Source organism: Exiguobacterium sp. s138 (genome assembly GCF_018618775.1).
Lineage (GTDB): Bacteria > Bacillota > Bacilli > Exiguobacteriales > Exiguobacteriaceae > Exiguobacterium_A > Exiguobacterium_A artemiae.
Map to the genome: position 1 here is coordinate 26046 of NZ_JACSMW010000011.1, position 22092 is coordinate 48137.

The 22092-nt window shown below is 46.6% G+C and carries 20 protein-coding genes; 9 read left to right on the forward strand and 11 right to left on the reverse strand.

The features are described 5' to 3' along the window. Nucleotides 1-30: 30 nt before the first annotated feature. Complete coding sequence (locus tag KNP91_RS15115) at nt 31-960, reverse strand: DMT family transporter (RefSeq protein WP_214850856.1); 930 nt, start codon at nt 958-960, stop codon at nt 31-33. Nucleotides 961-1146: 186 nt separating this feature from the next. Here KNP91_RS15115 and KNP91_RS15120 point away from each other — a divergent pair, with 186 nt between their 5' ends. Beyond that, on the forward strand, nt 1147-3096 hold the full coding sequence (locus KNP91_RS15120) for a heavy metal translocating P-type ATPase (RefSeq protein ID WP_214766388.1): 1950 nt from the start codon (nt 1147-1149) through the stop codon (nt 3094-3096). 83 nt (nt 3097-3179) lie between these two features. On the opposite strand, the gene KNP91_RS15125 is transcribed toward KNP91_RS15120, so the two are convergent. From KNP91_RS15125 to KNP91_RS15140, 4 genes are all read right to left on the reverse strand, one after another. Beyond that, nucleotides 3180-4088, reverse strand: coding sequence for a YihY/virulence factor BrkB family protein (locus KNP91_RS15125; RefSeq protein ID WP_012369537.1), 909 nt, complete (start codon nt 4086-4088; stop codon nt 3180-3182). Between the two features lie 87 nt (nt 4089-4175). Then, entirely contained in the window at nt 4176-4601 is a 426-nt protein-coding gene (locus KNP91_RS15130; RefSeq protein WP_012369536.1) for an NUDIX hydrolase, read from the reverse strand. Nucleotides 4602-4628: 27 nt separating this feature from the next. Then, on the reverse strand, nt 4629-5540 hold the full coding sequence (locus KNP91_RS15135; RefSeq protein ID WP_012369535.1) for a guanosine-inosine kinase: 912 nt from the start codon (nt 5538-5540) through the stop codon (nt 4629-4631). 196 nt (nt 5541-5736) lie between these two features. Beyond that, entirely contained in the window at nt 5737-6630 is an 894-nt protein-coding gene (locus KNP91_RS15140) for a 1,4-dihydroxy-2-naphthoate polyprenyltransferase (protein ID WP_214766389.1), read from the reverse strand. A gap of 160 nt (nt 6631-6790) precedes the next feature. Between KNP91_RS15140 and KNP91_RS15145 the strand changes: the two genes are divergently transcribed. The 6 genes from KNP91_RS15145 to menC all read left to right on the forward strand — a co-directional run bounded on the left by KNP91_RS15145 (nt 6791) and on the right by menC (nt 13944). Beyond that, entirely contained in the window at nt 6791-8170 is a 1380-nt protein-coding gene (locus tag KNP91_RS15145) for an isochorismate synthase (RefSeq protein ID WP_214766391.1), read from the forward strand. After that, nucleotides 8160-9806, forward strand: a complete 1647-nt coding sequence (gene menD, locus KNP91_RS15150; RefSeq protein ID WP_214766393.1) for a 2-succinyl-5-enolpyruvyl-6-hydroxy-3-cyclohexene-1-carboxylic-acid synthase — start codon at nt 8160-8162, stop codon at nt 9804-9806. The genes KNP91_RS15145 and menD overlap by 11 nt, the downstream gene beginning before the upstream one ends. Next, the gene (menH, locus tag KNP91_RS15155; protein WP_214850858.1) at nt 9803-10600 is read left to right on the forward strand and encodes a 2-succinyl-6-hydroxy-2,4-cyclohexadiene-1-carboxylate synthase; all 798 of its coding nucleotides are present in this window, start codon (nt 9803-9805) and stop codon (nt 10598-10600) included. The genes menD and menH overlap by 4 nt, the downstream gene beginning before the upstream one ends. Further along, nucleotides 10597-11421 (forward strand): 1,4-dihydroxy-2-naphthoyl-CoA synthase, encoded by an 825-nt coding sequence (gene menB / locus KNP91_RS15160; protein ID WP_012369530.1) that lies wholly within the window; start codon nt 10597-10599, stop codon nt 11419-11421. Before menH ends, menB begins: the two co-directional genes overlap by 4 nt. A 73-nt stretch (nt 11422-11494) precedes the next feature. Further along, nucleotides 11495-12868 (forward strand): o-succinylbenzoate--CoA ligase, encoded by a 1374-nt coding sequence (gene menE, locus KNP91_RS15165; protein WP_214766397.1) that lies wholly within the window; start codon nt 11495-11497, stop codon nt 12866-12868. Then, nucleotides 12865-13944 (forward strand): o-succinylbenzoate synthase, encoded by a 1080-nt coding sequence (menC, locus tag KNP91_RS15170; protein WP_214766399.1) that lies wholly within the window; start codon nt 12865-12867, stop codon nt 13942-13944. Before menE ends, menC begins: the two co-directional genes overlap by 4 nt. A 57-nt stretch (nt 13945-14001) precedes the next feature. On the opposite strand, the gene KNP91_RS15175 is transcribed toward menC, so the two are convergent. The 6 genes from KNP91_RS15175 to KNP91_RS15200 all read right to left on the reverse strand — a co-directional run bounded on the left by KNP91_RS15175 (nt 14002) and on the right by KNP91_RS15200 (nt 20855). Next, a protein-coding gene (locus tag KNP91_RS15175; RefSeq protein WP_251136086.1) for an IS3 family transposase occupies nt 14002-15563 on the reverse strand; the annotation gives its coding sequence in 2 pieces (ribosomal slippage) (nt 14002-14933 and nt 14933-15563; 1563 coding nt in all). A gap of 119 nt (nt 15564-15682) precedes the next feature. Then, a complete protein-coding gene (gene map / locus KNP91_RS15180) occupies nt 15683-16429 on the reverse strand; it encodes a type I methionyl aminopeptidase (RefSeq protein WP_290829809.1) in 747 nt (248 codons plus the stop codon). A 14-nt stretch (nt 16430-16443) separates the two neighbouring features. After that, on the reverse strand, nt 16444-17634 hold the full coding sequence (locus KNP91_RS15185) for an EAL-associated domain-containing protein (RefSeq protein WP_012369525.1): 1191 nt from the start codon (nt 17632-17634) through the stop codon (nt 16444-16446). A gap of 73 nt (nt 17635-17707) precedes the next feature. Continuing rightward, nucleotides 17708-17974 (reverse strand): hypothetical protein, encoded by a 267-nt coding sequence (locus KNP91_RS15190; RefSeq protein WP_012369524.1) that lies wholly within the window; start codon nt 17972-17974, stop codon nt 17708-17710. 95 nt (nt 17975-18069) lie between these two features. Beyond that, nucleotides 18070-19662: a degradosome RNA helicase CshA gene (gene cshA / locus KNP91_RS15195; RefSeq protein ID WP_012369523.1), complete on the reverse strand. Its 1593-nt coding sequence runs from the start codon at nt 19660-19662 to the stop codon at nt 18070-18072. A 338-nt stretch (nt 19663-20000) separates the two neighbouring features. Beyond that, on the reverse strand, nt 20001-20855 hold the full coding sequence (locus tag KNP91_RS15200; RefSeq protein ID WP_214766405.1) for a S1-like domain-containing RNA-binding protein: 855 nt from the start codon (nt 20853-20855) through the stop codon (nt 20001-20003). Nucleotides 20856-21359: 504 nt separating this feature from the next. Here KNP91_RS15200 and KNP91_RS15205 point away from each other — a divergent pair. Beyond that, nucleotides 21360-21665, forward strand: coding sequence for a hypothetical protein (locus KNP91_RS15205; protein ID WP_012369520.1), 306 nt, complete (start codon nt 21360-21362; stop codon nt 21663-21665). 43 nt (nt 21666-21708) lie between these two features. Continuing rightward, the gene (locus tag KNP91_RS15210) at nt 21709-21966 is read left to right on the forward strand and encodes a hypothetical protein (RefSeq protein ID WP_012369519.1); all 258 of its coding nucleotides are present in this window, start codon (nt 21709-21711) and stop codon (nt 21964-21966) included. Nucleotides 21967-22092: the final 126 nt, after the last annotated feature.

Here is a 22092-nt window from a genome sequence, read left to right on the forward strand (position 1 = left end):
AGACTATTTTTGCACGATTCAGAATCTTCGTCAACTGCGCTTTTGAAACCAAACCGGCAGATAGGTCGAGACCAAAATACCGGCGACTACAAATACTAATCCAAGGAATGCCTGGGGTGGAATGGATTCCCCGAGAATGAGCGCGGATAACGTCACACCGTAAATCGGTACAAAAAACATGAACAATGACACCCGGCTGACCGGATTGTATTTCATCAAGAGATTCCACAATGTGAATCCCGTCGCTGACAAGAACGCTAAATACATCAGCATCCAGACGGTCGTACTGGTGAAGTTAAACGGGAACCAGTCTCCATTTAAGACCGCTCCGACAATGAATAAGCCGATTGATCCAATAACCATGGCCCAACCTGTCATCGGGGCGACCGGATAACTGGCCGAATATTCCTTGGCGATCAAATTTCCGAATGCACCGGAAATCATCGCTAAAATCAACAGGATTTCTCCGGCACCAAACGAGACACCGGCAGACCCTTGCGGCCAGTTCGCTAAAATGACGCCTGTAAATCCTAAAAATAAAGCGAGTCCCTTAAATCGATTTAACCGGTCATCTTCATACCGGAAATGAGCGAGCAACATTTGAAAGAAGGAAGTCGATCCGGCAATGATTGATCCTTGCACGCCTGTTGATAAGGAAAGCCCGATGTAAAAAAATACATACTGGAGAAACGTCAAGAAGAAACCAAGCCGGCTGTAAGCGAGTGTCCGCTTTTTCAACGTAATCGGCTGTTTAAATATCAGGACGCTGACAATCAACAATAAGACACCGGCGAGGAAAAAACGGTAACTGGCAAACAACAGCTGTTCTCCATATTCGGTTGAGGTGATGGCAAGTAAAGCATAACTTTTTTTAATGAAGGGAAATGCACTTCCCCAAAGAAAGGTCGTCACTAAAGCGAGCACAACCATACCAAATCGATCGGTCAATATTTTTTTCATTTTTACTGATTCCTTTCCTGTTCCTTTTGACATAGACATGGTATAGTAGTTTTACAGATAATAATTATTATAATCTAGCGACAATGAAACTCATTATCATTCATGAGAAAACGTTGGTAATTAACATTCTCATTGTTTTAACATAATGATTTCTTTTCTCATTTAGACTTGAAAGGAGTTTTCCATATGACTACCTCTACTACTACTGATGTCCATCAGCGTTCCGCTCTCCGCCATGCTTGGGAGGAACATCACGAATTGATTTTAGCACTCTTTAGTGGAATATTGATTTTAATTGCTTACACACTCGAAAAGCTCAACATTCCGGCTGCCGGTTATGTCACGCTTTATCTCTCCGCTTATTTGATCGGCGGTTATGCGAAAGCAAAAGAAGGTTTAACCGAAACTTATCATGATAAAACCTTAAACGTAGAATTGTTGATGATCTTGGCTGCCATCGGTGCAGCGGCGATCGGTTACTGGATGGAAGGTGCTATCTTGATTTTCATCTTTGCTTTATCCGGTGCCCTTGAAACCTATACGATGAATAAAAACGAACGGGCATTACAAAGTTTGATGTCCCTGCAACCGGAAGAAGCTACTCGTTTAAACGCTGACGGTAAGCTTGAAGTTGTCGGCCTTGAGCAATTGATTGTCGGCGAACTGGTCTATGTCCGACCGGGCGAACGCATCCCTGTCGATGGAACCATCATCCGCGGTCAAGCCGCCATTGAGGAAGCCTCGATTACAGGCGAATCGATTCCTGTCGAGAAACATGTCGGGGATACCGTCTACAATTCAACCGTCAATATGAACGGTGTTTTGACGATTGAGATGACAAAAGCTGCAGACGAGTCGTTGTTCCAAAAAATCATTCATATGGTTCAAAACGCTCAAAGCGAGCAATCACCCTCTGCACAATTCATTGAACGGTTCGAAAGCCGTTATGTCAAAATCGTCTTACTCGTCGTTGCTTTGATGATGGTCGTTCCCCACTACTTAATTGGTTGGACATTTGAAACGAGCATTTACCGGGCTATGATTTTGCTTGTCGTCGCTTCTCCTTGTGCTTTGGTCGCTTCGATTACACCAGCTGCTTTGGCAGCAATCGCTGCCTCTGCCCGAAACGGTGTTTTATTTAAAGGTGGTGCACACATCGAGACACTCGGACAAGTCGATACGATCGTCTTTGATAAAACCGGAACATTAACGACCGGAAAACCTGTCGTCACGGAAAGCCATTATGCTGACGGAGTGGATGCATTCGCCGTCAAACAAGCGGTCGCGTCCATCGAAGCACAATCGAATCATCCGCTCGCACAAGCGATTGTCACGCATTTAAAAACGGATATCATCGACCCATCCACTTTTAAGGATGTGACCGGCTACGGAATCGAAGCCACGGTTTCCGGTCAGACATACCGGATCGGAAAATATGCGTTCCACGAAGGATTAATTGATCCTTTCCTATCGATGGAGCAAACCTTAAAAGAACAAGGAAATACGATGGTTTATGTCAGCAACGGACAATCAATCATTGCGCTTTACGCATTACGGGACACTATTCGTCCTGAAGCCAAAACAGCCATCACCTCTTTAAATGCTCTCGGTATCACAACGATCATGTTGACCGGGGATAACCCGGTGACTGCCGCTGCGATTGCGAAAGAAGCAGGTCTGACGGATTATGTAGCGGAATGTCTTCCTGAAGACAAAGTCCGTTATATCAAGCAGTATCAGACTGAAGGAAAAACCGTTGCGATGGTCGGAGACGGAATTAACGATGCTCCCGCCCTTGCCTTGGCTCACGTCGGGATTGCAATGGGTGAAGGAACCGATGCTGCTCTTGAGACAGCCGATGTCGTTTTGATGAAAAACGATTTAGGACGCCTCGCTTACGCTGTCAACAAAGCGCGTAAAATGAATCGTGTCGTCAAACAAAATATCACGCTCGCCATCGGCGTCATCCTGTTGTTAATCATTTCGAACTTGTCACAGTTCCTGATCATGCCGTTTGCAGTAGTCGGTCATGAAGGTTCTACAATCCTCGTCATTTTGAACGGATTACGCCTGCTCCAAAAAGATACGCCGTCTCAGAAAATTCATGCTCCGCTTTCAAAACAAGCGGCAGCTTAATCCAATCAAAAAGCATCTACCGTCGGATTATCGACAGTAGATGCTTTTTTGGTACGGTCGCTCAAAATACGGGACGATTAAAATCAGCCAAACGTATTGGTCGGAATCGAGTCCAGATCCGCCTGTTCTTTTAATCGTTTTTCTTCCATTTTTTGCGGATCTGCTTTTTTCATGAACCGTTCCCACGAGGCGTTCAGTTCAGATCCGAGTAAAATGATGAGTCCTGTAAAATACAACCACAACAGTACAATGACGACACTTCCGAGTGAACCGTACGTTTGGTTATAGTTCGAAAAATTCGAGACATAAAATCCGAATCCAACCGATAACAGTTGCCACACGATGACACCAAAGACAGCTCCCGGAATGGCTTCCTTAAATGTAATGGGACGTTTCGGCGCAACACGGTAGAAAATCGACAAAATCAGAATCAACAGTACAGTGGAAATGGCATACCGCAATACCGTCAGCAGAATTTTTTGTCCCATATCAATCGGAATGACAAAGTTGGCTAAGTAGCTGATAATCGGACCGCCCAAAACGTTCAAGACGATCAACAGCAACATGCCGATACCGAGAACAATCGTTAAAATCAAGGCGATTCCACGGGCTGCGACGAATCCGCGCGGCGAGAAATCTCCGTACGCATGGTTCGCGGTCGTAATCAGACGATCGACACCTTTTGACGCCGACCAGATGGCAAGAATCGCACCGACGGATAGGAGACCGCCCTGTGGTTCTTTAATGGCCTGGAAAATGACATCAGTAAACGTATTCACCGACCCACCCGGCGCTAAATCACGAATTTGGGATTCAAGCGTCTGTTGATCAATGTCAAAGAATGATAATACTGAAATAACAAAAATGATACCTGGAAAAATGGATAAAAACCAATAATATGCAAGTGTTCCTGCATAATCCGTAATGTTGTGATCGGACATCCGTTGCTTTAGATTCAAGGCTAATCCTTTAGGATCACGTGTATGTGCCATCGTCATCTCTCCTTCATAAAAAAGAGGCAGTCTAGGACCACCTCATTGTCTTACTATACTTTTTCCCTGTTTATTTCAACTAAAACCTCAATTATCCTTGAGCTCGATATTATAGAAACGATCCGTCATCTTAGTCAATTCCTGCACAAGCGATGTCGGACGAATCGGTAAATCGGTTAACGCTTCGCGTTTGATCCACAACGGTGTATACCCGGACGACTCATCTTCGAATTCTTCTCCGGTTCCCGTCCCGAATACACCACCCGTTATTTTTGCCCAGTAATACGGATTTTCCAAGCCGTTAAAGTGAACGTTCGCAGCAACACCTTCAAGTTCTACGTCCACACCAAGCTCTTCATGGGCTTCCCGAATCGCCGTTTCTTCCAGTGTCGCTCCGGCTTCCCGTCCACCGCCGGGGAATACATAATACGTCTCACCCGGTTTATCCCGACGAATCAAGGCAACTTCATCTGCTTCATTAATTAAAATAATCGCACTTCTTTGAATCGGCATTGATTCTCCTCCTCACAAGCTGAGGACTCAACGAAGGGTCTCAAGCATTTCCGGAATCAGTCCGTTTTCCGTCGATGCAATGACTTGTGCGGCAACTTTCATTCCAAGCTGTAGTGCCTCTTCTGCCCGCTTCGATTCCGTCAATTCGGAAAGAACAGCGGAAAAGAATGAATCTCCTGCACCTGTTGAGTCGACTACTTTCACTTTTTTTGTTCCGACATGACCGGAAGTAGCCGTCCGGCGATCGACATAAACAGCACCTAACTCACTCATCGTGACCACGGTGAAAGGGGCTCCTTTTTTCGCCAGTTCGTTCGCTACATGGATTGCGTCTTCTACCGTCACAATCGATAAATCCGATAAAATTTCAGCTTCTTCACGGCTGCAGATGAATCCTGTGAATCCTTGCAACAGATGACGGTTGCGTTCAATGACACTCAAATGTCCACAGACACCATAAAGCGGCAACTCCATTTTGCGGCAGATGTGAATCAATCGTTCAAGCACTGTAACCGATAAATCCAAATCGATTGCGACTGCGTCCACTCCGTCCAGCGCATAGACAGATTGGCGAAGAATGGCTTCTTCAAGGAGTTTGGCGTCCGGTTGTTTGGAAATCGACGTCTGCAAATCTCCTTCATTGTCCATCACTGCAAGCCACATTCCCATTCCATGATCTTCGAGCATCTCTACATGATCGACGTTGGCGCCGTAAGATTTTAACTCTTCAAGTACCCCGACACCAATTTGATCGTTCGTAACCGTCGAGATAAAACGAACATCATTTCCGAGAACAGCTAGATTTTGTGCTACGTTTCGTCCTGTACCACCGTTCGAGAAGGTGATATCCCCGACGTTTTTGGCATCCTTATGCAAAGGCGCAAACGAAGTTCCTTTTATGTCGACGAATACTTTTCCGATTACCGCAATTTTATTCATTCCTGTTCCACCTCTAAAAAAATTTCATGAACCCGAAGGATTTTATACGCGTTCTAGGCACATTGCTTCCATTATAGTAAAATTTCAAAACTGTTACAACCAATCAAACCATTGACTATACCAACAAAAAAATCCCGACGAAGACAGTTTTATCCGTCCATCATTCGGGATTCCGTTCATAAAAACAGTTTTCCGGTCACAAGTTGGCAATCGTCAAACTGATCGCAAGCAATAATCCGAAAATCGTATTGACCTTTCCGGTCTGAGCCATACCCGGCATCAATTCCTGCGGTGGCAGATCACGCCAGAATAATTTTACGGCTTTGATCATCAGCGGAATGCTTAAAAGAGCAAGCAATGCCCACCAGGTGACGTTAAAGGCCAGTACGGCAATCAAAAGTGAGATGATTGCAGCGGCAAAAAAGGCAATCAGGACATAAACGGCTTTTTGATGCCCGACTAAACAGGCGATTGTCTTTCGGCCGTTGACTTTATCATTGTCGAGATCCCGTATGTTATTTGCGAGCAAAATCGAGCCGATTAAAATCGATACCGGAATCGAAATGGCGATCGCTTCCGTCGGAACATACCCGATCTGCAAATAAGCTGAAATCGCGATGATGACATAGCCCATGAAGAAACCGGCGACGATTTCCCCGAATGGTGTGTAGGCGATCGGTAACGGTCCGCCCGTATAGATGTAACCAACGAACATCGACACGATGCCGATTAGTAGTAACCACCATGTTGTTTCAAGGCACAAATAGATACCAAGCAAGGCCGAAATACCATACAACGAGAAGGCAAACGCCAAAATCGTTCCCGGTTTAAAACCGTCACGGACAATCGATCCGCCGATGCCCACCGAGTTTTCCGTATCAAGCCCGCGCTTGTAGTCGTAATATTCATTAAATAAGTTCGTCGCAATCTGAATCAGCATCGATGCGATCAACATGGCAAAAAACAGATCCATCCGTAACGATTCGATCCGCGGTGCCACAATGGCCGTTCCTACGACGACAGGTACAAAACTTGCCGTCAGCGTATGTGGTCGTGTCATTCGCCAGTATACAGCGATTGATTTATTCATATAATAAACCCCTTTCCTGTCTAAGTGTATCGGGTTTCGTTTTTTACTGTCAATGCTCAATCCAAGATAGCTTATTCCTTCTTTTTTTCACATAAAAAGTTTACACTGAGAATAAGTGAAACGTATCACAGTATCTTTAGACTAGGGGGCAATGAGCGGTATGGCCTACGCTCAACATGAGCTTAAACAATGTATTGAACGTGCTGTTGGTCATGCGAATGCATATCAACGGTCTATCATCGCCGCGTATTCTTGGAATGTCGAGGCGCAGGATGTTAGCGCGCTGTCATTCGGGACGGAAGAACGCTTTTATTTTACGACACCTGATCGATCGATGCGCGCCATCGGTTTTGGTATTACGCAACAATTAAAAACAGCAGGACAGGACCGGTTTTTACGGATGCAGTCCATGTGGTCAAATTTGAATCGGGATCATGTCGGCACCGATTTATTTGCCTTTTGCGGCTTCTCTTTTTCGGAACTGAAACACACTGAATTTCGTTGGTCTTCTTTTGGGGAAGCTTCAATGACCATTCCGAAGTATCTTTATCTGGAACAACATGGTCGTACGACGGTAACGGTTTTTGCGTTCGTTGAACCGCAATCTAACGTAGAAAAAATCCTCAATCAGTTGGCTGTCGAATATGCAGAACTGCATACTCCAAAATCCGACCGGTTCGTGACCCGGATTCGACTGACGCGTGACGGAAATGATGCTTTCGAAGCTTCTTTCCATCAAGCGACACAACTCTTAAAAACATCACTCAAAAAAATCGTCTTGGCCCGTGAAGTCGTCTACGAGCTTGATCAACCAATCGACTTGGCCGGACTTGTTCAGGAACTCGAATCATCGCAGCCAGGCAGCTATATCTTCTTCTTTCAACCGACGGCAGACGAAGCTTTCCTTGGTGCGACACCGGAACGATTGATTTTAAAATCCGGTCTTGAACTTAAGACAGCTGCCGTCGCCGGATCTGCTCCTCGACATGCCATCGAGACGACAGATACCGCACTCGGACAGTCGCTGTTACAGGACGACAAAAACCGTCATGAACATGCGATTGTCGTTGATTCAATCGAACAGACACTCCAAGGACTCTCGACGACGATCGACAAACCGGATGAACCGATGTTGCTGAAGAATCGTCACATCCAGCATCTGTACACTCCGATCAACGCTACGCTGTCACCTGAAGTCAGTCTCTTTCAGCTGATTGAAAAACTTCACCCTACACCTGCTCTCGGTGGAGAACCAAAAGAGGAAGCCGTCGCCGCCATCCGCGAAATTGAAACGTTCGAGCGTGGCTGGTACGGTTCTCCCGTCGGTTGGATGGACGGACAGGAAAACGGTGAGTTCATCGTCGCCATCCGCTCCGGTCTGTTTACCGATCGCTCGGCTGTTCTTTATGCCGGTTGTGGACTCGTCGAAGGATCCGTTCTTCACAGTGAACTCGAAGAAACCGAAACGAAACTATCACCGATGCTGCAGGCTCTGTCGCATCTCTGTACGATAGAAAAGGATGATATTTATGTTGAGTAAATGGATGCACGCATTAATCGATAATTTAGTGAAAAGCGGTGTCCGGGATTTCGTCATCAGTCCCGGATCCCGTTCGACACCACTTGCCATCGCTGCCTTTCTTCACCCTTTTAGCCGTACCCACGTCCTCATCGACGAACGGTCGGCTAGTTTTTTTGCCCTTGGTTTGACACGGACGGAGGATGTCTTGCGTCCGGTCGCCCTGATTTGTACGAGTGGAACAGCAGCTACGAATTATTATTCGGCCGTGACGGAAGCCAATATTTTCGAGCTGCCTTTGATCGTATTGACGGCGGATCGCCCCCACGAGTTGCGTGGTGTCGGCGCACCCCAAGCAATCGATCAAGTCGCTCTCTACGGAAAACAGGTCCGCCATGCCTTTGATTTGCCGTTACCGGAAGAGACTGCTCTTCCTTACGTCCAGCACGCGGCGGAACGAGCCGTTCTTCTCGCGCTTTCAGAGCCCGCCGGTCCGGTTCATATCAATATTCCGCTTCGGGAACCATTAATTCCCGAACTGGATCTCTTACAAACGGGTCAGCCTGTCGGACAACTGAATCAACCACAGGCGGAAAATCCTACCGAAAAACTCATTGAAATTTTATCAATCTCGCGTCTTTTGATTGTCATCGGACCTCAAATTTCTCTTGCCGATACACAAATCATTCTGGACTATGCAAACCGTGCACGAATTCCTGTTTTGGCCGATCCGTTGAGTCAAGGCCGCCGTTCTTCCAACGATACGGTTTTCGGCTATTACGATACGTGGTTAAAGGCAACAGCGATTCACGATAAAATCCGCCCGGAACACATTTTACGATTCGGTGCGATGCCGACCTCAAAACCGTATCTGCTTTGGTCAAAAGGAATTCCGACGACAGTTCTCGGCCATCCCGGAAACTGGCGCGATCCCCAGTTGCAGGCTCATTTTTTAAGCGGTCATCCGAGCCAACTGAAAACCGCTCCTGTGACCGTGCATGAAACCTCTTATCTCGAGACCCTGCAACGGGCAGAGAACACCGTACAGACTGTTTTTTCTTCTCTGGATGCCAATCAGCTGACGGAATATAATGTCGTCCGGGCATTAAATGATTTAACAGACGGCAGTCTGTTTGTTTCGAACAGTATGCCGATTCGGGACTTGGATACCTTTTTACCGATGGGGACACCGCTTCGTATTCTTGCCAACCGGGGTGCCAATGGCATTGACGGCATTCTTTCAAGTGCTCTCGGCGCGACCTATGAAGCCGAAAACCGTTATCTGCTTGTCGGTGACCTGGCGTTCTTGCATGATATCAACGGATTGCTGATGGCGCAGACCGTTCCGATTACGATTCTGTTAGTGAATAACACGGGTGGCGGGATTTTCAGTTTTCTGCCGCAACAAAATCTCGATCCGGCGTTGTTCGAACCTTTATTCGGAACAGCACAAGACGTTGATTTCAGTCATCTTGCTGCCGGTTACGGTGTCGAGTATGAACGGATTTCCTCGATTACGCATCTTCATTCGACCCTGCAACAACAAGCGACTGCGACACGGGTCTTGGAAATCGTCACCGATCGTCCGGAGAATGTCCGCCTGCACCGTTTGATTTGGGAGCAGACAAACGAGGCACTGCAGGAGACGTTCCGATGAAACTGCGGCATCAGGAATACCATGTCGAGATCAGCGGAAGCGGTCCGCCGCTTTTGCTGTTGCACGGTTTCACCGGGAGCAGTGCCACATGGGATCTGTTCGGAAGCCGGTTGCAGTCAGACTATACCGTTTACCGGATTGATTTGCTCGGCCACGGCCGTACCGCATCCGCTTCTTATCAACGTATGCGCTTGACGGAACAAGTAAAAGATTTAAAAAGTTTGCTTGCGACCCGTAAGGAAGACTGGTCCGTTCTCGGTTATTCGATGGGCGGACGAATCTCGCTTCTGCTTGCTGCGACATCGAAACAGGTAAAGCAGACGATTGCTGTCAGCACGACTCCCGGTCTCCGGTCGGCACATGAGCGACGATTACGCCGTCAAGCCGACCGTCGTCTCGCTGATCGTTTACTGACAGATGGTTTAGCCGATTTCATCGATTATTGGGAGTCGCTCCCGCTGTTTGCAAGCCAACGTCATCTGCCGGTTGAAGTACAAGAATCGATTCGCCGTGGACGCCTTGCCCAATCACCGGAGGGGCTGGCCGCTTCTTTGATCGCTCAAGGAACCGGCAATATGGCTCCGGTCTGGCATTTACTTGACACCTCCTCGATTGATTGGATTGTCGGAAACGACGATGATAAATTTAAAAAAATTGCCATCGAAGCCGCTCCATCGGAAAAAATTCATTTAATTGAAGGTGCATCACATGCCCCACATATCGACCAACCGGAAAAGTTTGTTACAATAGTAGAGAAACTACTCTTAATTAATCAAATGGGGGAATTGAAATGAGATACGTTCCAGAATGGGCAGCTGCCCGTAGCTACGAAGACATCAAGTATGAAAAATGGAATGGGATTGCTAAAATTACAATCAACCGTCCAGAAGTACGGAATGCTTTCCGTCCGAAGACGGTTCACGAATTGATCGATGCTTTTTCACGTGCACGTGACGATCAAAACGTCGGTGTCATCGTCTTAACCGGTGAAGGCGATCTTGCTTTCTGTTCAGGCGGCGACCAAAAAGTTCGCGGACATGGTGGTTATGTCGGTGAGGATGAAATCCCGCGCTTAAATGTCCTTGATTTACAACGTCTGATCCGTGTTATTCCGAAACCGGTCATCGCTATGGTAGCAGGCTATGCAATCGGTGGCGGACATGTTCTTCACCTCGTCTGTGATTTGACGATCGCAGCAGACAACGCCAAATTTGGACAAACTGGTCCTAAAGTTGGTTCGTTTGATGCTGGTTATGGTTCTGGTTACCTCGCTCGCGTCGTTGGTCATAAGAAAGCACGTGAGATCTGGTACCTTTGCCGTCAATACGATGCCCAACAAGCACTTGATATGGGTCTCGTCAATACGGTCGTTCCACTGGCTGATTTGGAGCAGGAAACAATCCAATGGTGTTCTGAAATCCTTCAGCATTCACCAACAGCACTTCGTTTCTTAAAAGCTGCGTTTAATGCCGATTCAGACGGCCTTGCAGGTATTCAACAACTTGCAGGTGACGCCACGTTACTGTATTACACGACAGAGGAAGCAAAAGAAGGCCGTGACGCGTTTAAAGAAAAACGTGATCCTGACTTCGGACAGTTCCCACGATTCCCATAATACAAAAAAGGTTCAATGTCGAAAGACGTTTGAACCTTTTTCTTATCATCATTCAGAAAGGAAGTGACAATCCGTGTATCCTTGGATTTACACGCGTGCCAAAGAACAGCCGGATGATCTTGCCCTCATCACGGACAACGAGCGTCTGACCTGGTCTGCCCTTTATACAAAAGCGCATGAACTCGCCAGTTCCTGGGCTCCCCTGCTGTCACGCGGTGACCGCATCGCTTTATACGGTCCTTCAAGCAGCAGCTATATCATTGCTGTCCACGCGGCTCAATTGCTTGAATTGACGATTGTTCCGATCAATATTCGTCTGAGCCAAGCGGAAGTCCATCTGCAACTCCAACAAGCCGATGTCCGATTCGTCATCTCAGATCGTCCGATCGATCCGCCGGTTAAACGGCTGCCGTTTCATGTCGTGAAGCCGGCACCTGATGTTCTCGTCCGGCATATGCCAAAACATTATATTCAGTCGATGTTATTTACAAGCGGTACGACCGGGCGGCCAAAAGCAGTCGAACAGACAATGCTCAATCATTTTTCAAGTGCCATGAATGCGGCCCGCCATACCGGTTCCTATCCGGATGACCGGTTCCTGGTCGTCACGCCGTTATTTCATATGAGCGGTCTCGCCGTCGTTTACCGCTCCGTCATCTATGGTGTTCCGCTTATTCTTGAGCCTCATTTTTCACCGAACAAGACCATTACATGGATCCAGACAGAACACATCACACATATTTCTCTCGTTTCCGTCATGTTGGACCGGTTGCTCGAAGCCGGATTACGACGGTTTGATTTACGCGTTGTTTTGACGGGCGGAGGGCCTGTCCCGTTACCGATTCTGACACGGGCGTTAGACCGCGGCATTCCCGTCATGCAAACATACGGTATGACCGAAACCGCTTCACAAGTGGCGACACTCCTGCCGGAAGAAGCGATCCGGAAAATCGGTTCTGCCGGTAAAGCCATCGCTCCGACGGAAATCCGGATCAATCGGTATCAGGAAATTGAAGTCAAGGGACCGACTGTCATGAACGGATATTTCGCTAATCCGGAAGCGACAGCCGCCGCTTTTACTGCTGACGGTTATTTGAAGACCGGTGATCTCGGACGGATCGATGCCGACGGTTACCTGTATGTATTAGATCGAAGAAGCGACTTGATCATTTCCGGTGGTGAAAATATTTATCCGGCAGAAGTCGAAGCCGCCTTATTATCAATCTCCGGCATCACGGAAGCCGGTGTCGTTGGACGGTTTGATCCGGTCTGGGGGCAGGTACCGGTTGCCTTCATCGTCAGTACACTGTCAGAAACTGATGTCCGGCAAGAAATGGAACGATTACTAGCCAAATATAAATGTCCCGTCAGCTACTTTTACCGTGATACATTACCGCGCAATGCAAACGGTAAACTGATTCGCCGTCAACTGAAGGAGTCGCTATGACGACCATTACCCTGCGCAGTGCGGAGCTGTTTGATGTCTATCTGACGTTTCGCCAGCCGATGCAGACCGCCATCTCTACCTTGTCGAAACGACGGACGACCATTTTACGGCTGACCGACCAGGAAGGACGCATCGGCTACGGGGAAGGCGTCGCTTTCGAGACACCTTGGTACACGGCGGAAACACAGGATTCTCTTCGTACCTTGTCCCCGCTCCTGTACCGTTTGCTTGCTGCAGCACCTTTATCCTCACCCGCTGCCGTTGCTGCACGCTTTCAGCCGATTAAAGGAAACCAGATGGCAAAAGCCATGTTCGACGGGGCTGTTCATGAATTATTTGCCCAAGCGGAGCAGACCTCTCTTGCCGCTTACCTCGGTGGTGACGAAAACCGGTCGATTCCGTGCGGAAAAGCACTCGGTCGCTCCTCAGCCGAGCAAACGGTGGAAGCAGTAGGTCAAGCATTAAACGATGGATTCGAACGGATTAAGTTGAAACTCGCTCCGACGGATACTGCGGTTTTGGAACAGGTTCGCAAATCTTTTCCGGATGCTCCGTTAATGTTTGATGCCAACGGAAGTTTTCAGGTAGCTGATTTACCGCTCCTTCAAGAGTGGGATACATTTTCGATGCTGATGATGGAACAGCCGTTTCCCGCTGACGACTGGTTAAGTCATCAGCATGCCGCCTCCTTACTGAAGACACCGCTTTGTCTCGATGAATCCATCCAGACGACACAGGATGCTTTACTGATGCGAACATTGCAGGCGGGTCAAATCATCAATATCAAGCCGGCTCGTCTCGGCGGTCTGACAGCAGCGCTCGATGTGCGAAGCATTTCGCCATCGTACTGGTTAGGCGGCATGTTCGAGAGCGGGATTGGACGGCGCCAAACGTTGGCATTCGCCACCTTACCGGGACTTGCTTATCCGATTGATATGTCTGGAACCGATCAGTATTTCATTGAAGATTTACTCGAACAGGACTATATCGTCGAAAACGGGTCTATCCGATATGCTGAACATCCGGTTTCCCGGGAACGGCTCGAACGATTGGCCGTTTCAACAAAAAAACTTTAAAAATAGGAGTATTGAACTGCTCCCCGTCAAGTAGACAGGATAAATAATAAAAATCTCTTAAACGGCTTGAGCTCTGTATTCTAATGGAGCCAAGCCGTTTAATCGTTGTTGGTACCGTTCTTCATTGTAGAAGTGAATATACTTCTGAATCGCAAGCTGGAGTTCGTCGAACTCCGCAAACTTATGTAGGTAATAACTTTCGCATTTTAAGGCGCCCCAAAATGATTCCATCGGACCGTTATCAATACATTTACCAACCCAAGACATACTTTGTGTAATGCCTGCCACGCGTGTCATGTGTCGAAACGCATGTGAAGTATATTGAAACCCTCGATCACTATGAAGCAAGGGACGACTTCCGGATGCGCCCTGCAGGGCGAGTTCGAATGTATCAAACACGAGCTGATTATTGTTAGAGTGCCCTAGAACGAAGGCACGGATGGAGCCGTCATATAGGTCCAAGATGGCGCTCAAATACGCCTTCTGAGAGGCACCGTACTTCAATTCCGTGACATCCGTCACCCATTTTTGATTCGGTCCTGCCGCGTTGAAATCACGGTTCAGAATGTTTTCGGCAATCTGTTGAGGACGATTACGAATGTACAAAGGACGTTTCCGGCGTATGACACAATGAATACTCGCGATGTGCATCAGGCGCCGGACACGCTTCGCATTAACGTTTCTTCCGAAACGACGTTTCAAGTTCAATTTCATTCGTCGATAGCCATATATTCCTTTCACCGAAAGGTGGATCTGGTTCATCTCTTCGATGATTTTCATGTTCTCAGCCTCATGTGTTTTCGGTATACCTATACGACGCAACCACTTGTAGTAGGCAGCACGCGAGACATCCGCTAGATGACATAGGGCGATGATCGGATAACCGAATTGCTCTACCGATGATTGAATGGCTTCATATTTATCTTGAAGACGAATTTGACTTAACGTGACCTCCTCTCGATCTCCTCTAACTTTTTTAGGAAATCGTTCTCCATGCGTAGTCGTTCATTTTCTTTCTCTAGTCGTTTCAGTTCCAACGCAAAACGCTCTGTATCCGTCAATTCTGCTACCGGCTTCTGACGTCCGCGACGATCCATCAGTGCGTCCATTCCGTCCTTCTCGAACTTCCTTACCCAGCTATAGATTTGTTGATAGGAGACCCGATGGGTCTTCATGATGTTTTGATAGTCTTTCCCATTTTGTATACAGTCCATAACTGCCTGGACACGCTCTTCAAACGTAGTGGTTCTACCTTTAGTCATAATGGATCGCTCCTTCAATGGTTTCCCTTGAGTATTATGACTAGTATACTTCCGAATCCATCTTGCAAGTACGCTTAAACTCGAAATATTAAACCGTACTGTAGCGCTAGTGAGCGATTCCTCTTGAGTCAGAACTGCGCGTACAGCCTCCATTTTTAGTTCTTCTGGATAACCTGTCCATTCTGTTCGATCACGGAGTGACGAGGAGCCGTATGTACGATATTTTGCTCTCCATCTATTCAAGGTCGTGACTGAAAGCTCGAAGAGCGAGGCAATCGATTTTATCGAGTCCATTCTATCCTCACACATCCTAATGATCCGTAATTTTTCATCCGGCGAAAACTTAGATTTAGACATAGAAATAGCTCCCTTCAAAAAGTGGACAGTTTTTGTTATTTCAACTGTCTACTTTTTGGGGAGCATATCAAAAGGGACTTGATACTCCTGTTTATTTTCAGCAGTTCATAAATTTAGACTCAATCGACTTTCGTTAAAATCTCATATCCGTCTTTTAAGACGATGACGCTATGTTCAAATTGCGAAACGAGACTTTTATTTGGTGTATATAAGGTCCAGCCGTCTTTCTCGTCTTCCATACAGAATTCGTCGCCGGTCGAGATAAATGTTTCGACGGCAATGACTTGTCCTTCTTTCAACAAATCATTTTCCTCACGGCTGAAGTAGTTCGAAATCGATTCCGGCTCGCCGTGTAATGTCTTTCCGAGACCGTGTCCCGCCAAGTTCCGGATGACGGTAAAGCCGCTTTTCCGTGTCTCGGCATAAATCGCTTTCCCAATCTGATTGACCTTCGTTCCGGCCTTTACTTTCTCCAATCCTTTTTCAAGGGCAGACAACGAAACTTCGACCAACCGAACATCTTCCGGACGACGGGCTTGTCCTGCGATAACCGTTTTGCCGGTATCGGAGTAATAACCGTTCTTTACGGCTGAGACATCAACATTAACAATATCTCCCTCTTTGATGACGTACGCTCCCGGAATACCATGTGCCGCCACTTCATTTACACTGATACAAGTTGCTCCCGGAAAGTCATACATGACGATCGGTGCCGATTCCGCCCCGTGTTCTTTCAGAATCCGTGCCCCGATCTCATCTAATTCCTTCGTTGTAATCCCCGGTTTGACGGCATCTGCCATCTCATCGCGTGCAATGGCGACAATCCGTCCGATTTCACGTAATGCATCGTAATCATAATCCAACATCATTCATTTCCTCCTCATTCACTCAATCGTTCTTGATATAAATAGTCTGCTGAAATATCAGCAAATAAGAACATCCCATTATTCAGCGGCATACTGAAAGTCCGTGTCTGCTCCCCGGAACTGAAGTCGACGTACCGGTCCGATAAATAGCCGGTATGCCGTCGTTCCATCGCTACTGTCGTACGGATGAAATACGGTCGGAAACTCCAATTGTATCCTTGGTAAAACGAATAACGTTTCCATTCGCCGCTTTTTTTACTGATATTTGATGACTGCTGGAACCCGTTGGCATCCGTAATATAGAATCGAATGAATTCCGGCTCCATCTTTTTCGCTAACATTAACAACCAGCTGTCGAGGTCTTCCTCCGGCCTGACGGACTGGCAATATTCGTTGAATCGAACGGTCCAGTCCTGTTCGAGCTGAAACAGCCGGTTCATTTGTTCCCGGTCATATTTATAAAACATCGGAACCTCATGCAGCAAAATGTCCATTCCCGGGCAAGTCGTCACCCAGTCCGGCGTCGTTTCACCGAGCAGGTTCCCCATGTAATAACGTCCGCCGTGCTGCCAGGCATAACGCAACTGACCAAGGTGGCTGATATTTTTGTACAGCAGCGGAGCACCCAGCTGATCGCAGAGATGTTCCATCGTCTGCAATAAATGCGGGTAACTGGCCGAGACCGTTTTTTTCTCAATCATCGATGCCAAATCGACAATCAGCATGTCCGGTGACATCGAAAATACCCGTTCGAGACTCGTTGCTTCCGCCCGGTCGAGCGCTACCTTCAAACCGGAATTTTGATAATAGGCGACAATCCGGCCGAGGCGGTCAAAATCATCGACCTGAACATCTGTTAATGTCACGTATAACCGGTCTTCCGGGAAATCAATCTGCGCATCACGCAGAATACTTAAAAAATCTTCGCCGCCGTTCTCAAATAACCAGGCCGGGCGACAGCGGACCAGAACAAACGAATGGGCATCCGTCGGTACTTTTTGAAAGGCATGTCGAATGACATGACTCATCACTTCGAGTTGGTATTCGATTGGTACATCATCTTCTTGAAAAAACGGTTTTAACGGTTCTCCCCGGAAATGGGATTGAATTTCATACCCTTCTACTTTAAAAGGCGCCGCTCCGACAATCGGCTGAAACCAAGCTTCAATTTGTTCGGGATGAACAATGACATCTAAGGCATCCATTCTTCTGCCCCCCTTTTCTCTTGTTCCATCTTATCAAAAAAAGAACCCCTCTGTAATCAGAGAGGTCCTGTCTTTAAAATAAGGTCGTATCTTTTCTGACTGCGATGTACAAATAGACACCAAATGTCGCCGTTAAATAGATGATACTCAGCACGCCGTATTGAATACCGGTTGCCCCACCTTTTCCAATCGCCAAGACAAGAAAGATAATCCCGCCAAACAGAAGGGTTGCTAAAGGAATATAACGGAAGTGCCCTTTCGTCGTCCGCTCACTGATCTGTTTTGTCGCGACGACTAGCACAATGAGACAAATAAATGCCAAAGCGTAGATAATATACACAAAATTCCGCCCTCTCTATATCGTTCATTGCTCATTTTAGCACGAGATTTCATAAAAAAGAACCGACTTGTCTGTGACAAATCGGTTCAAACTTCTTACTTTTCAAAACGTGGTTTACGTCCACCACGGTTGCGATCACTTTCACTGCGGTTACGGCCAGCGTATCCACCTTCACGGCGATCTGATGACGCTGATGAAGAACTACGGTTTCCTTCAGAAGGACGACCGCCTTCACGGCGCTCCCCACCACGTGGGTTGCTGCCACGGTATCCGCCACCACGGTTAGAAGAAGAACCAGAACCTGATCCACCTTTGTTGCCGTAAGGACGACGGTTACCACCGCCACCGTTGCTGCCAAAACGTTTAACACGGATTGGTTCGATTGACGAAATTTGAACTGGCGTTGCATCCGGCTCTTTCGTTAATCCTTTAAGCGCTGCTGCGATTAATTCAACCGCTTCATACTCTTCAAGAAGTTCTTGAGCGAGTGTTGTATACTCTTGTGAGTTTTTCGCTTCTACACGTTTGATCAACTCTTGTGCAGCAAGTTTCAAGTTGCCTTCCAAGATTTCGTCAAGCGTCGGTGCATGACGACGTGACATTTTTTTGTTTGTTACACGTTCGATTGTTTTGATTTGACCAAACTCACGTGGTGTAACGAATGTGATTGCTGATCCTGTTTTACCAGCACGACCTGTACGACCGATACGGTGAACATAGCTCTCCGGATCTTGCGGGACGTCGAAGTTGTAGACGTGTGTAACGCCTGAAATATCAAGTCCACGTGCCGCTACGTCAGTTGCAACAAGGATATCGATTGTTCCTTTTTTGAAGCGACGGATGACTTGGTCACGTTTTGCTTGTGTTAAGTCACCGTGTAAGCCGTCAGCTGTATAACCACGTTGGATTAGACCTTCTGTCATCTCATCGACACGTTTTTTCGTACGACCGAAGATGATCGAGAGTTCCGGAGAATCCGTATCAATCAAGCGGCAAAGGACGTCGAATTTTTGGCTTTCTTTTAATTCGATGAATGATTGGTCGATGTTTTCGACAGTCATTTCTTTTGCTTTTACTTTGATGTGAGTCGGAGTCGTCATGAAACGATCTGCGATTTTACGAATCTGCGGCGGCATTGTCGCAGAGAATAAAAGTGTTTGGCGAGTTGGCGGAAGTGTACCCAAGATTTTTTCGATATCTTCCACGAAGCCCATGTTCAACATTTCATCTGCCTCATCCAAGATAACTGTTTGGACGTGGTCAAGGTTTAATGTTTTACGGTTCATGTGGTCCATTAGACGACCAGGTGTAGCGACGACGATTTGTGGGTTCTTACGAAGCGCACGAATCTGACGGTCGATTTGCTGACCACCGTATACTGGCAATGCATGAACACGTTTTACTTCACCAATGCGGTTAAGTTCTTCTGCTACTTGAATCGCAAGCTCACGAGTCGGTGCAAGGATCAATGCTTGGATATAACGTGATTTTGCGTCAAGACGCTCAATCGTTGGAATACCGAATGCAGCTGTTTTCCCTGTTCCTGTTTGTGCTTGACCGATTAAGTCAACGCCGCTAAGACCGACTGGAATTGTTTCTGCTTGGATTGGAGTTGCTTCTTCAAAGCCCATTTTTAGGACACCTTTGATAAGTGCCTCACTAAGATTTAATTCACGAAATGTTGTCAATGCTAAATACTCTCCTTTGTCATATGAAAAGCGTCTGCCACTAAACAGACGCTACCGTAACGAATACAATCGACTACCTATTATAGCAGAACCTCTTCCTTAAAGATAGGGGCTATTTCTGCGTATAATAATGTTTAGGGAAGTCACCATCATAATCGTTGCCATAAGGGCGAGGGAAAGGCATGATGCCCGGACCGTACAACGCTTGAATTCGCGCCGTTTGCCCCCACTAGTGATGGGGTTTTATTTGGAAATGGTCGCCGGTAAGTACCAGCCGCAACCACCAAAATGATGAATTCCTAACTATTTATTCGAAACGTAGGCTTAAGTTGGTTAACTTATTTCGTTAACCGAATACCCGTTTCATGTTTTTCTATTTTTTTGTCTTTCAACAATCGACCTAAAGCACGTTTGAAGGCAGCCTTACTTAGGCCAAATACCTCATCAATCGTCTCAGGAGGTGTCTTATCACCATACGACATCTGACCACCATGTTCAAGCAGGTGATTCATGATCAAATCCGCATCGATGTCGATTGCCTCGTGAGCACGTGGTCTTGCTGAAAGTAATACTGTACCATCTGGCTTCACATTTGTCACCCGTAATTTCATAACTTCTCCAAGTCGCGGCCACCGTTCCATCTCTTGTTCATGGAGAAAACCAATCGTCTGTTCATTGACCCAGACGTTGACGCCGGGATCCCGCTGAGCAAAGACAAGTCCTTCGACATCCATGTTATTCCACTCTTCCGGTGCCGGTTTTGCCCGTAAGTTAAAATACGCATAGGGAGCCGGATCTCCGAGTAAACGAAGTTTTTGGTCATGTTTGAGACGAATGTAGAGTTGATCTCCTTCTTCCGGCCAAAATGTCCGGCGTTGCGGCAAATCATCAAGAGATACTAACACGTCTTTTTGAATACCGATGTTTGCAAATACGCCTGTATTGTAACGCGTACCGTTAATCGTCGTTTTGACGTAGTCTTCAAACGATGCTTCCGGAATCGTCATCGAAGAAGCGAGACGCCCTTCGTTGTCCTGATAAAGAAAGACTTCCACTTCTTCGTCAAGTTCGAGCTTTTTTGTTTGTTCATTATTATGAAGTAAGATGTCCTCTTCCCCGTTGCTTAAGAAAACACCAAACTCTGCTTCTCGTTCTACTTTTAATGTGACAACCTGTCCTGCGCGTAATGCCATGAGTGGTCATCTCCCTTCTGTTGTTTCCATCTGTTCCTGCGTATCACCTATCATACTATACTCTTTTTCCTCCCCTCTCCGACATGAAGCAAAAGTGACCAAATATGACATTTTTGTGAACGGTTCTGATTTGAGTGATTTTTTTGAAAAAAAGATATATGATAAAACAATAGGAAAAAGAAGGTTTAGTTTAGTTAAATATGGGGGAAAAACATGTTTCATAACATTCAATCGCGTTCTTTCGCAAGACGCTTCACAAAAACATTGGTATTTGCTTTTTTTGCATTCCTCGCAACGATCGGAATCGTTTTTGCAGAAGGTTCGAACAGTACAGACCTGTCTCCGAAGACACCTGCACTTCAACATATTGACACTCCATAAAATCTACACTAAGCGTGTGGATTTTTTTATTTTTCCCGAAGTTTTACAGGACGATACAGGAAATCACGGTTTCGTCACGAATTCTTTAGAAGATGTATATCATCTAAATAAGGAGGGCGTGTCATGTGGTTTTATCTTTTCACGACGTTTACAGGTCTCATCAGTACATATTTGAGTTATACGACCGGCTATTATACAGATTCAATCGGTGTATTCGTTTTTACACTCGCCATCTGCTTATCGCTCTCTTCCTTCAGACAGCTCCTTCGGACATCTCACCAGTCCTATCATGAATATGTGCAGCATCGCCGAGTCAAAAAGCAGTATGAACGGATGAAAAAACGGGAACAGTCGTATCAATTGTCTTACGATCAACGTGAATCCATTCCACCACTTGCATTATCGGCGACAGAACAGCATGATAAATAAAGAACCGCTTTAACTTCGTATGATTAGGAGGAACTGAGTCATTATGAATGAAATTCCCTTATCCAACGGTTGGACCCTTCGTTACTCGCCTGTCATCGACCTGTGGTTAAAAGAAGACGGCGTCCTGCTTGTCGATCACGAAGATAAGGTCCGACTGACATTGATCCTTGACGAGGAGTCGATGGAAATCAAACAGATTGATAATACTAACGCTTCTTTCTCGATTGACCCAACGACCCGTCGTTTGACGTTTGAACTTGGAGAAACCGAAGAAGAGTCGGAACCTCGTTATTGGGAATAATGACGAAGACTGGGTGCGATACCCGGTCTTTTTTTGTACGACGGTTTGTCAAATTAAGTGCAACACTTCTTCCGTGAAGACCTCGTATGCAGTTTTCCAGTTAAGACATTTTCGTGGTCTCCCATT